Origin of the sequence: Nostoc sp., assembly GCF_036917235.1 — a bacterium.
Classification (GTDB): domain Bacteria; phylum Cyanobacteriota; class Cyanobacteriia; order Cyanobacteriales; family Nostocaceae; genus Nostoc.
In genome coordinates this window covers 25,926-37,580 of record NZ_JBALDU010000013.1, presented here as the reverse complement: position 1 = coordinate 37,580, position 11,655 = coordinate 25,926, and the positions used below count along the sequence as shown (strand labels likewise).

Below are 11,655 nucleotides of genomic sequence, written 5' to 3'. Positions count from 1 at the left end.
TCGAAATGGTTATCCTTCCATCACAATTGCTCAAAGATTTCTCTCTAATGATATTGACAAACTTCTTGCCCTTGTGGAATGAATCAGCCCTGCCTCCCGAAGGGCGGGGAGGGGTTGGGGGTGGGGTGTTACTTTTGCAAGAGGTCTAATCAAAAGTTTTATCACTGTCTCACCATTATTGAGAGCATCCGCGTAGGTATTTCCATGAGTGTGTGCATAGAGACCAAACTCAGGTAGGCTGACAATGTACTTCTTCTCTTCATCAGACCACTGAATTACAATACTATATTGTCGTTTCATTAGTGGTAGCTTTTGGCGGCAAAAGATAAATACCCCCAGAAATTAAAGTCAAGGCGACAGAAACCCAAAAGGCAATCAGAGAGGGAGTTTGCCAGAGTTCAGGTAGGGGTGCAATCAGAAGTGCGATCGCAACTATTTGACTAACAGTTTTGAGTTTACCCCAAATGTTCGCCCCAGTAATTGTCGTTTGATTCACCCGCCAACCAGCGATCGCTAATTCCCGCGCTAAAATCAAAAACACTCCCCAAGCTGGTACTTTTCCTAGTTCAATCAAAACCATCAATGGCGCAAGTACTAGAAATTTATCCACTAAGGGGTCAAGAAATTTACCCAACTCACTAACTTGGTTGAGTTTCCGTGCCAAATAGCCATCTAACCAATCAGTTAACGCCGCAACGATAAAAATCGCCAAACATATCCATCTAGCTTGTGTTGTGGGATTGTACAAGCCATAAAGCAGAAATGGTACACCCAGAAGGCGAGAGAAGGTAATCCAGTTGGGTAGAGTCATGGAAAATTCAAAATTAATTAGTGTAAAAGCAACAAACAGCCAAGCAAATATGCAAAATATATGCAGATTAGTGTATCTGAGCGTGCCTGCGTGGGAAAATCTGTTTTCTGAAGCTCTCTTAAAACAATACTATGACTGAACACACAGACTCTCAATTCCGCATCGAACGCGATTCGATGGGCGATCGCCAAATTGCTAGTAGCGTTTATTACGGCATTCAAACGCTGCGAGCTATCGAAAACTTCCCCATTAGCGGTATCAAGCCTTTAGCTACTTACGTAGATGCCGGATTGATAATTAAAAAAGCTACAGCGATAGTGAATGGAGAACTAAATTGCATTCCCCAAGATATTAGTCAGGCGATTGTGCAAGCAACTGATGAAATCTTAGCTGGGAAGTTCCGCGATCAATTTGTCGTGGATGTTTATCAGGCTGGTGCTGGAACATCCCACCACATGAATCTCAACGAAGTTCTCGCAAATCGCGCCTTAGAAATACTTGGTGAAGAAAAGGGCAATTACAAACGTGTTAGTCCCAATGACCACGTTAATTATGGACAGTCTACCAATGATGTGATTCCTACGGCAATTCGCATTGGTGGTTTATTGGCATTATCTAAGACATTACAGCCAGCAATAGATGGTGCGATCGCATCTTTAGAAAACAAAGCTGTAGAATTTCAAGATATTGTCAAATCTGGCAGAACTCACTTACAAGACGCTGTACCTGTGCGTTTGGGTGAGAATTTTCGGGCTTGGGCACACATCCTTACAGAACACCAAAACCGGATTTATACCGCTTCAGGAGATTTGATGGTGCTGGGTTTGGGAGGTAGTGCAGCCGGAACAGGATTAAATACTCATCCTCTATATCGTGCCCGTGTGGTAGAAGTTCTCTCAGAATTGATTGATACTCCTTTAGAACCTGCACCCCATCTCATGGCAGCAATGCAGAGTATGGCGCCATTTGTAAATGTTTCCGGTGCTTTACGTAACTTAGCCCAGGATTTAGTCAAAATATCTCACGACTTGCGGCTGATGGATTCGGGGCCAAAAACAGGCTTGAAAGAAATTCAACTGCCTCCAGTGCAACCCGGTTCCTCGATTATGCCAGGGAAATATAACCCAGTCATGGCAGAGATGACATCAATGGTGTGTTTTCAGGTGATGGGTTACGACAGTGCGATCGCTTTAGCCGCACAAGCCGGACAATTAGAATTAAATGTGATGATGCCGCTGATTGCCTATGACTTAATTCACAGTATCGAAATTCTTGGCAATACCATCGCCGCACTCACCGAACGCTGCATTGAGGGAATTACAGCTAATAAAGAACGTTGTTTAGCTTATGCCGAAGGCAGTTTAGCTTTAGTAACCGCACTAAATACTCACATCGGTTATTTAAATGCCGCAGCTGTCGCCAAAGAATCTTTAGAAACTGGTAAATCCCTGCGGCAGATTGTTTTAGAACGCGGGTTGATGAGTGAAACAGACTTAGCCACAGTCTTAAATCTAGAACAAATGAGTGGTATCTTACCGCTTAAAACAGAATAATAGGTTATGGGTTATGGGTTACAGGTTATAGGTGACTAGCCTCTATTGCCTGTTCCCTGTCCCCTATTCCCTGTCCCCTATTCCCTATCCCCTACCTATACCATGCAGACTCAAAAACCATCTGTTAGTCTCATTCGGGCTACATCATACGAACGAGAGGCTTTACGAGAATCCTTAGTCACGCTGCTGGAACCTTTTGGAGGAATAGCAGCGTTTGTAAAAAAAGGCGATCGCGTTTTACTCAAACCAAATCTACTTACAGGATCGCGTCCTGGTAAAGAGTGTATCACCCGTGCCGAACTAGTTTATGAAGTTGCCCAGATGGTAATTGAGGTTGGCGGTAAGCCATTTTTGGGCGATAGTCCTGCTTTTGGTAGTGCCAAGGGCGTAGCAATAGCAAATGGCTATCTGCCTATTCTAGAAGAACTCAATCTTCCCATCATCGATTTTCACGGTCAGCGTTACCAAACTGTTAGTGACAATTTTAACCATCTGCGGCTGTCTAAAGAAGCAATGGAAGCAGATGTAGTGATTAACCTACCGAAAGTGAAATCTCATGCCCAGTTGACATTAACACTAGGTGTAAAAAACCTATTTGGTTGCGTCCCCGGCAAAATGAAAGCTTGGTGGCACATGGAAGCGGGAAAAGACGCGAATAGATTTGGTGAAATGTTAGTAGAAACTGCCAGAGCGATTAACCCTGACTTAACTATATTAGATGGCATCATCGGTCATGAAGGTAATGGCCCCAGTAACGGGGAACCTCGCCAACTGGGCATTTTAGCAGCCGCATCAGATATATTTGCCTTAGATCGGGCAATGGTGGAAATCCTCAATGTTTCTCCTGAACAAGTGCCCACAGTTGCAGCTTCTCAAAGGCTAGGAGTTTGTCCAGAACTTGCTGCCATAGAGTTTCCGCATTTAAATCCTGATTTATTAAAAATAGAAGATTGGCGGCTACCAGACAAGTTAATGCCCATTGATTTTGGTATGCCCCGCGTCATTAAGTCTACGTTTAAGCATCTTTACACGCGATTTATCAAGGAACCAATCAGTGTTTATGGAAGAGAGTAGGGGAGAAGTTGCAGTAAGTAAGTTTTCTCCTCTGTCGCTTTGCCCCTCTGCCTCTTGTGTTCAATCCCCAATCCTCAATTTAGTGCAAACGTCGTTACAGCAATTTGATTTATTAGCAGAGTAATCTGTAATTACCCTCCGATTGCTTAACCAAACCGCCCTATTATATTTAGTGGCGGTTTTTTTAGCTGATTAATTTGTTATACGATTTTTGTCTTAGAGGATGTTTTAAAAGTGGTCATCTGTAATTTTAGGCACTTCTAGATCCCCCCTAACCCCCCTTAAAAAGGGGGGAACCGGAATCAAAGTCCCCCTTTTTAAGGGGGACTTAGGGGGATCTAAAACGTTTTGTTACCGACTAAAGAACTTTTAAAACATCCTCTTAGATTTTAATTTATCCAAAAAGTTATACGTATTTAGGATCTGGAAATTGGGATTGGGTATTTTGTTCAGATATAAGGAAACGTTTGGTAATAACCCACTAAATGTCTATGTCAGCTTCTAAAACTTTTTTACTCTACCTTTATATAGATTGACAAAATTGCTGTGGTATTACACAGATTGCAAAATTTAAATTCTTAAATATTTATTTAGTGATACCACTGAATCCATTCTGCCTCATACAGTTGATGTATCTGTATTTATTCGGTAGTTATCATTGGTTACAAAAATCATTCCTACCTATTTATTCTCTGGTGTCAAATATTTTTGAGTATAACTACTATATAACAACCAAAAGCACGGAGAGATATTCAGTGCAATTGCGGTTTTGTGTCCTGTATCACAAATTAGCAATTACAGTAAAATGACCTTATCAAAGGCTTTATAAGGATGTTATAATCATGAAGTATCGGATAAATATGTTTTGCTAATTAATCTTTAATCAGCGAAAAAATGTAACTTATGATGCTGTCAAAGTTTGCTTTGCGTATGCAACCCGTTACACCATACAGGGAAACATCTGAAAATATTAATTACAAAAGAAAACATGATTTTTTTACTTGTAACTTTGTATTAAGAAGTCCATGTATAAAAAGGCTACTATGACAGTTGTATAACTGGTTTAGATTGTAGAATGCTACACATTTTACAGTTTAAAAATAGCTAAAATAGCATTAATACTCTCACTCAGAGAGTCAACCTACACAGTGTTACGAAGAACTTCAATTTTGTATGAATTCAAATAGCCAGTCTGCCAATGCCGATACATATTCCCAACGTTTGGCAGACATTGTGGGAACTGCGATCGCTCTGTTGACTCTTACCCTACCCGTATTTGTCATCGCCCACTATTCTTCAACTAATGTTCAAAATAACCAGCAACCTCTGATCCAAAACATACAAGTAAATCAAGATTGATCGAGCTTCCAGTCACATTTCCTCATGAGGAGACCTACAAAAAGCAGAACACTGATTTTGTAGATAATCTCTGTAGATGTGCGTGTAGTTCGTCAAGAATAAGCTAAATCTGGATTGTCTGACTCCAGATTTGAGTTGTCTTAAACATTGTTAGGACAGAAATCTCTCTAACAACAATTAAGGACGGAGGATATCCATAATACCCTCTTGGAAAAAGCGTTGCGAAGTTTGCTCGTAACGCTTTTTCTATTTTTTAGCTAATTCAAGGGAATAGGTTACATCTGAAAGTTTCTTCCCCAGTGCCCTATGCCATAGAACAAATACCTTGGGAAGAGATCCATATTGCCCTAAAATTCTACACGGGGAGCGAAGCTGACTGAGTGCCCCCGTGATTCACTGTTATCAGAGGAGTTTTTTGTGGACTTATCTCGTATTCCTGCCCAACCGAAACCGGGTCTAATCAACGTTCTGATTGAAATTACTGGCGGAAGTAAAAATAAATACGAATACGACAAGGAACTAGAAGCTTTTGCTCTAGACCGAGTACTTTATTCCTCAGTACAATATCCTTATGACTACGGCTTTGTACCCAATACTTTGGCTGATGATGGCGATCCCCTAGATGGTATGGTCATAATTGACGAGCCGACCTTTCCCGGTTGTATTATTGCTGCGCGACCAATTGGCTTTTTGGAGATGATTGACGGTGGCGATCGCGATGAAAAAATCCTTTGTGTTCCTGACAAAGATCCGCGCTACACTCAAGTAAAATCCCTGAAAGACTTAGCGCCACACCGCTTAGATGAAATTGCCGAATTTTTCCGTAGTTATAAAAATTTGGAAAAAAAGGTGACTGAAATCCTCGGTTGGCAAGATGTGGACAAGGTTGCAGCTTTAGTTGAAAAATCCGTCAAAGCTTATAGAGGATAATAGAGGAGTTAAGAGTGAGGAGTTAAGAGTTATGAATTTTTATTCCTAACTCCTCACTTTAATTACTTTCCCTTGTTACGGATTTTAAAATCTGCCACCAACCCCAAACCAGAATGCAGCGTACTCTCCTTTTGGCAAAAATTCATAACTGCACCCTTACGGGGGCGAATATCAACTACGTGGGTAGTATCAGCATTGATGAAATCCTTTTGGAAAAAGCTGGTATCTTACCTTATGAGCAGGTGCAAGTAGTTAATAGTGCCAACGGTCAGCGCTTTATTACTTATGCGATCCCCGCTCTAGCCCATTCAGGAGTCATTGAGCTAAATGGAGGAGCGGCACGTCTAGGCATTATTGGCGATCGCTTGATTATAATGACTTACGGGCAATTCACTCCAGAAGAGTTAAAAAGTTACTCTCCTACGGTAGTCATTGTGGACGAAAAAAACAGGTTGTTGGAAGTGCGGCGCTACGATGACCTGCTCACTAAGGTCTAATTTCAAGGAAAATGTCAAATTTTGAGTTGTCGGATTCCCAGAGCTACATAAGAGAAAAGTCATCTACCCTGCCAAGTAGCCCAGCAGGTGAATTTATCGTGCAATTCTGGGGTGTCAGAGGTTTAATTCCAACTCCCAGTAGCAACACCAATCGTTATGGTGGTAATACCGCTTGTGTAGAAATATATGTAGCTGGGAAACGCTTGATTTTTGATGGCGGTACTGGCTTACGCATATTGGGTAAAACTTGGCAAGAACTGCAACAGCCACTAGAAGCCCATTTATTTTTTACCAACTGCCAATCAAACCGAATTCAAGGCTTTCCCTTTTTTGCTCCGGCATTTATTGGGGAAAATTGTTTCCACATTTACGGCACAGCGGCCTCAAATGGAGCTTCAATCAAACAATGTCTGTACGATCAGATGCTCCAGCCGCACTTTCCTTACCCTTTACAGGTAATGCAGTCAGAATTGCAGTTTTACAATCTGACTCCAGACAGTGACGTAAAGTTAGATGATGTCACCATTACAACTGCATTAATTAATCAAACTCAGCGGTCAGTTGGCTACCGAGTTACTTGGCAAGAGTATAGTGTTGCCTACATCACGGATTTGCACCAGAATGCCGATCAAGTGGAGCGAGAGCGGATTTTAGAGTTTATTCAAGGCGTTGACTTGCTGATTGCCAATGCCACTTACACTCCGCCGACATCTCACAACCATGATTCTGCTGATTTACTCTGGCAAGCTGCGGTGAACGCAGCTCTGAGTGCTGGCGTTAAACAGCTAGCCATTTCTCATCATCACCCAGATGACCATGATGATTTTCTTGACCAGATTCAAGTCGATATTAAATCTGCTTTTCCTCAAGCCATACTAGCCCATGAAGGTCTAGTATTAGCTGTTGGTAAGTGATTTAGACACGATCGAGTTTCTAAGAGCAGTTGATAGTCTAATTCGATCGTGAGTACTCTCGAACAAGTGCTGAAAGACGCTTTGCAACTTTCCCCCGAACAGCAAGAAATGCTGCTAAGATTCTCCAAAACCGCCACCACGAAAATCGTCGTGCAGAAATAGCGACGGATGCTCAACAAACCCTAGCTGATTTCCATACAGGTAAATTTCGGCCTCAGTCAGCCCAAGGTGTTATTTCAGCATTACGCGGGGTTAGCTAAGATAGATGCTTTAATGATTACGGCAACTTTCATTACTATGCAAAACTTTGATGCTGTCATTAAATGCATAGCTGACAATGGTTTTCCCATCTAAGCTAATTGTGAGATGGTCAATCCTAGACTTATGCCCATACAGTACACAAAGCTGCTGCCTATTCTCTAGATCCCAAACTTCAATTTCGTTAATATTGCCAACGGCAAGCAGTGAGCCATCAGGTGTCATAGCACTATGAGGGATACCCGAATCAGGTTCGCGCTGGCTGATACCAAGTGTATAAAGGAATTGCGTGGTTTGTATATCCCAAATGGCAACGGTCGTTTCTTCACTAGGTTTGTCCCTTTGTGGCACAGCAGCAATGATTTGACCATTTGGGCGAGTTGCAACTGCATCAAGCCAATGCCTACAAACACAATTGGGGAAATGGAGGGAAGAATTTGAAGCTAGAGCATTAAATGTGCTGAGAACTTGCCCATTTTGCCAATCCCAAACTTGAGTTAGGAGATCAAATGCTTGAGCTACCAAAATACTACCATCTGGGCTGGCTAGTAAACAGCGAATTGGAAGATATGCATTTGCAAATAGCAAGGTGCGGAGTAATTCTCCCGTTGAGGATTCAATAACATTAATCTCAATGGTGGCATTCGTACCATAAGGAGCTTTGCAGGTAGCTGAAAATAATACTTTTCCATCAGGAGTAAATGCTAAAGCACTGGAATCTCCTTGAAAACAGAAGACTTCTTCTCCTGTCCAAAAATCATAGGTTCGGAGATTGCCATAGCTATCATTACTGATGATGCTTTTCCAGTCTGGATTTACCAAAGTATTAAAATGACCATACCGATCTCCATGCAGTTTAAATGAATGGTTGGTATTCCCAGTGGTTAAATCCCAAACCTTGACAAGATTGTGAAAACAGCCTACCAGAAGAATTCCATCTGGGCTTAAGCTCAAGCTGTTTAAGTACTCTGAATGAGGTTCATCAAAGGTATGAAGATATGGAAACATAAGCAGACTCTAGAAAAGAGTTCAGCGATAATAAATTTTTTAAATTACATATTTAGAAGGTAGAATCGGGAAATCTACGTCATTGGGCTGCTGCCGCTAGTAAAGAGGCAGCAGCCTCACAGAGGGCATTCCCAGCCTCTGGCTGGGAACGAGAGAAAGCTTTTCTAGACTGTCTAATATGCTTAAGTTGACACCAATAACAGATATGTTCTACGACGCATTTTGCAACTCAGCTGTGCGGATTGAAAGCTGCTGTGTCTGATTACCTCGTTGCACTTTCACCTGTAATACTTGACCAAGGCGACTGTCTTCCACAACATTCTGCAATTGTTCGGCACTGGTAATAGCTTTACCATCAACTTGCAGAATTACATCCCCGCGCCGGATACCCGCAGATGCAGCGGGAGAATTGGGGACAACTCGCATCACAAAAACACCATTAATTTCTGGTATCTGAATAGGAGAGTTGGGATCGGTGTTATTTTGCTTGGCAAGATCGGGTGTCAGAGTTAGCATTTGCACACCTAGATAGGGATGAGCAACTTTGCCATCACGTTGCAGTTGCGCGGCGATCGCTTTAGCTTTATCAATAGGAATGGCAAACCCAATACCCATTGCATCAGGGCGAATAGCTGTGTTAATGCCAATCACTTCACCTAGACCATTCAATAGTGGCCCGCCAGAGTTACCAGGGTTAATGGCAGCGTCTGTCTGAATGAAGTCTAAACGTTTGTCACTAATGCCGACTTGGGCGCTGGAACGTTTGAGGGTACTGACAATTCCCAAGGTAACGGTATTATCAAATCCCAAAGGATTACCAACTGCGATCGCCCAGTCTCCTACTTGGACATTGGTGGAAGAACCCAAGGGCGCGACTGGTAAATCGTTACCAGCGTTAATCTTGACTACTGCCAAATCTGTGACTTCATCAATACCTTGAACTTTTCCTTCAAAGGTGCGACCATCTTTGAGTCGGACTGTTACTTTATCAGCCTTATCAACCACATGAGCATTAGTCAAAACTAAGCCGCTCTTGTCAATAATGAAACCTGAGCCTAAACCACGTAACTGCTCAGAAGGCATCTGTTGGGAGAAACCTTCACCAAAAAACCGACGGAAAAAAGGATCTTCCATAAATGGATCGACGCGGCGAGTAATTGTCCGCTCAGTATCAATGCGGACAACTGCTGAACCAACACGATTCACTGCTGCTGTGACAAAGCTAGTGCTACCGATCGCAGGGGTGGCTGGTGATTGCCGTTGAGCAATTAAATTTGAAGTATCTCCAGCAGTTATTGTGGGTGCTGGTTCGGCTTGGGAGGGTAACACCTGCAATGTGCTTACCGCTAGCACAACTCCTAGCGCGATCGCTAAAACATGAGTAGTGAGTTGACGTAGAGACCGAGATATTTTGGGAAATCGCATAATCACAACCTAATTTATAAGCCTAATTGTTGCTTAGTCGTGACAAATCTATTTACAGTTATTTTTATTTCAGGTTTCGCCTGCTCTTTCCAATACTGGGGTTAGGGTATTTTGCGAACTACCTGTAATCAACTTAATAGAAAATTTAACCCAAAAGCTATTATGAACATTTACCCTTTATAAGTTCGGTTTTTACCCATCAATAAAACTTTTGGATTGCTAACAACACTAGTCACTCTCTGTTCTAACTCTAGACTATGGATGAACTAACTTTTGTATAAGATTTCATTCCGATTAGCTGCGCCTAGCTGGGGTAAAGTGTTGATGACTGAGTGGGGAGTCAGGGCAATAGGAACAGTGGGAGGTTGTTGTAATTGTTTAATAACACTTTGCAGTAGTTGGTCTTGTCCAGTCCGCAAACCCCAAACATTTGTCCCACGGTTGATAATCGCAAACCAAACCAAACCGCGATCGCGTGTGGGCATCACTCCCGCTAAGGCGCTCACATCCCGGAGAGTACCAGTTTTGATCACAGTAGCTAGGGGAATGTGTCTAGTGTGTAGTGTCCCCCGATGATCGAATCCAGACATGGGAAACAAATCAGCCAGATTCAGTTGATGGGCAGATGCCTCAGCTTGAATAGCCATAAACATGGCACAAACAGCCCTGGGGGAAATGCGATTTTCTGGCCCCAGTCCAGAACCATTGATTAACTGAATTTCTGCTTGTGGAACCCTCGCTAGGTTAGCAGCAGTTGATTGGACTACAGTTGCTCCCCCCACAGAGTCTGCCAGCATCTCTGCCATATCGTTGTTACTATAAACGTTCATTTCCTTGAGTAGTTGCTTCAAGGGCAATGAGCGATGACGCAGCAACAAAGTTTGTTGAGGGTTTGGTTGCGCCTCAACTTTCACCCCGCCTGCAATGAGAACTTGAGGCTTGGGTGTTCCCTTGGGCATGATTGAGTGTGTATAAATCGCAGGGCGTCCCCAAGTTGCACGATTTAGCGTTTGCTTGAGCATCAGACCGGCTAGCATTGGCTGACGTTGAAAATTCATGGCAAAACTGCCAGTAATAATCAAATTCCCCTTTACTTGCTTGATGCCCATTTTATTGAGAGTATTACCAAGAGCGATCGCTTCTTCCCAAACAAACAAAGGATCGCCACGGCCTGTAACCACTAAATCGCCCTGCACAACTCCATTTACCACTGGGCCTGTGACACTCACCAAAGTATCAAATTGGTAATCTGGCCCCCAAGTTTTCAAAGCAACTAGTGAAGTGGCAATTTTAGTTAAAGAAGCAGCCGGTAGAGGTGTCGTACCTTGGTGATTTGCCATCAGCATCGGCCCCGACTGCATCCAAATTCCCTGACTCTCAGCCAGATTTTGCGCCACCACCTTTGATGTGATGAGCTTTTTCAAATATTCCTGCACCGTAGTCGCCCCAGTTGGATTTGGATCGGGGGCAAGAACAAAGCCAGGGCTACTTTGCCAAGTTAGTGCATCTAAGGCATCTAGAGGTTTGATTTGTACCCCAGCCATTTCCAGCCAAAGTGACACCAAACCTGAACCCAATAATTCCAGCATTTTTTATTCCTCTGTTAGGATCTCAAGCGTTGTTTACTGTGCTAATATACAAGCTTTTTTACAATAATCAGTATTGAGTCATAATAACTGGTGTTTTTCTCATCTGTAAGTAGGGTGAATTATATTGTTTTTGTGGCTTGCTTAGACAATGCCAAAATGCCCATTGCTCATGAAGATAGCCGTATGAAAATAAAAATATTTTTCATCTGTGGAGATACTAGGCTGTTGGCGATGTCG

At 42.6% G+C, this 11,655-nt stretch carries 10 protein-coding genes; 6 read left to right on the top strand and 4 right to left on the bottom strand.

The genetic code is table 11. The annotated features are described in order from the left end of the window. Positions 1-283: 283 nt before the first annotated feature. On the bottom strand, positions 284-811 hold the full coding sequence (gene pgsA, locus V7K44_RS04845) for a CDP-diacylglycerol--glycerol-3-phosphate 3-phosphatidyltransferase (RefSeq protein ID WP_334929166.1): 528 nt from the start codon (positions 809-811) through the stop codon (positions 284-286). A gap of 131 nt (positions 812-942) precedes the next feature. Between pgsA and V7K44_RS04840 the strand changes: the two genes are divergently transcribed. From V7K44_RS04840 to V7K44_RS04815, 6 genes are all read left to right on the top strand, one after another. Then, positions 943-2,364 (top strand): aspartate ammonia-lyase, encoded by a 1,422-nt coding sequence (locus tag V7K44_RS04840; RefSeq protein WP_334929164.1) that lies wholly within the window; start codon positions 943-945, stop codon positions 2,362-2,364. A gap of 102 nt (positions 2,365-2,466) precedes the next feature. Further along, entirely contained in the window at positions 2,467-3,438 is a 972-nt protein-coding gene (locus V7K44_RS04835; protein WP_334929162.1) for a DUF362 domain-containing protein, read from the top strand. A 1,173-nt stretch (positions 3,439-4,611) separates the two neighbouring features. Further along, positions 4,612-4,797 (top strand): hypothetical protein, encoded by a 186-nt coding sequence (locus tag V7K44_RS04830; protein WP_334929160.1) that lies wholly within the window; start codon positions 4,612-4,614, stop codon positions 4,795-4,797. 417 nt (positions 4,798-5,214) lie between these two features. Then, positions 5,215-5,727: an inorganic diphosphatase gene (locus V7K44_RS04825; protein ID WP_229464783.1), complete on the top strand. Its 513-nt coding sequence runs from the start codon at positions 5,215-5,217 to the stop codon at positions 5,725-5,727. Between the two features lie 113 nt (positions 5,728-5,840). Continuing rightward, the gene (gene panD, locus V7K44_RS04820) at positions 5,841-6,224 is read left to right on the top strand and encodes an aspartate 1-decarboxylase (protein ID WP_334929158.1); all 384 of its coding nucleotides are present in this window, start codon (positions 5,841-5,843) and stop codon (positions 6,222-6,224) included. A gap of 11 nt (positions 6,225-6,235) precedes the next feature. Continuing rightward, entirely contained in the window at positions 6,236-7,138 is a 903-nt protein-coding gene (locus tag V7K44_RS04815; RefSeq protein ID WP_334929156.1) for an MBL fold metallo-hydrolase, read from the top strand. A 270-nt stretch (positions 7,139-7,408) separates the two neighbouring features. Here V7K44_RS04815 and V7K44_RS04810 read toward each other — a convergent pair whose 3' ends face one another. The 3 genes from V7K44_RS04810 to V7K44_RS04800 all read right to left on the bottom strand — a co-directional run bounded on the left by V7K44_RS04810 (position 7,409) and on the right by V7K44_RS04800 (position 11,418). Beyond that, complete coding sequence (locus V7K44_RS04810) at positions 7,409-8,404, bottom strand: WD40 repeat domain-containing protein (RefSeq protein ID WP_334929154.1); 996 nt, start codon at positions 8,402-8,404, stop codon at positions 7,409-7,411. A 210-nt stretch (positions 8,405-8,614) separates the two neighbouring features. After that, on the bottom strand, positions 8,615-9,829 hold the full coding sequence (locus tag V7K44_RS04805) for an HhoA/HhoB/HtrA family serine endopeptidase (RefSeq protein WP_334929152.1): 1,215 nt from the start codon (positions 9,827-9,829) through the stop codon (positions 8,615-8,617). Between the two features lie 266 nt (positions 9,830-10,095). After that, positions 10,096-11,418, bottom strand: coding sequence for a D-alanyl-D-alanine carboxypeptidase (locus V7K44_RS04800; protein ID WP_334929150.1), 1,323 nt, complete (start codon positions 11,416-11,418; stop codon positions 10,096-10,098). Positions 11,419-11,655 lie beyond the last annotated feature (237 nt).

Coding starts and splice junctions, on each gene's coding strand:
- V7K44_RS04810 (WP_334929154.1), bottom strand. CDS start 8,404: ATGTTTCCATATCTTCATACCTTTGATGAACCTCATTCAGAGTACTTA.
- panD (WP_334929158.1), top strand. CDS start 5,841: ATGCAGCGTACTCTCCTTTTGGCAAAAATTCATAACTGCACCCTTACG.
- V7K44_RS04840 (WP_334929164.1), top strand. CDS start 943: ATGACTGAACACACAGACTCTCAATTCCGCATCGAACGCGATTCGATG.
- V7K44_RS04815 (WP_334929156.1), top strand. CDS start 6,236: ATGTCAAATTTTGAGTTGTCGGATTCCCAGAGCTACATAAGAGAAAAG.
- V7K44_RS04835 (WP_334929162.1), top strand. CDS start 2,467: ATGCAGACTCAAAAACCATCTGTTAGTCTCATTCGGGCTACATCATAC.
- V7K44_RS04830 (WP_334929160.1), top strand. CDS start 4,612: ATGAATTCAAATAGCCAGTCTGCCAATGCCGATACATATTCCCAACGT.
- V7K44_RS04805 (WP_334929152.1), bottom strand. CDS start 9,829: ATGCGATTTCCCAAAATATCTCGGTCTCTACGTCAACTCACTACTCAT.
- V7K44_RS04800 (WP_334929150.1), bottom strand. CDS start 11,418: ATGCTGGAATTATTGGGTTCAGGTTTGGTGTCACTTTGGCTGGAAATG.
- pgsA (WP_334929166.1), bottom strand. CDS start 811: ATGACTCTACCCAACTGGATTACCTTCTCTCGCCTTCTGGGTGTACCA.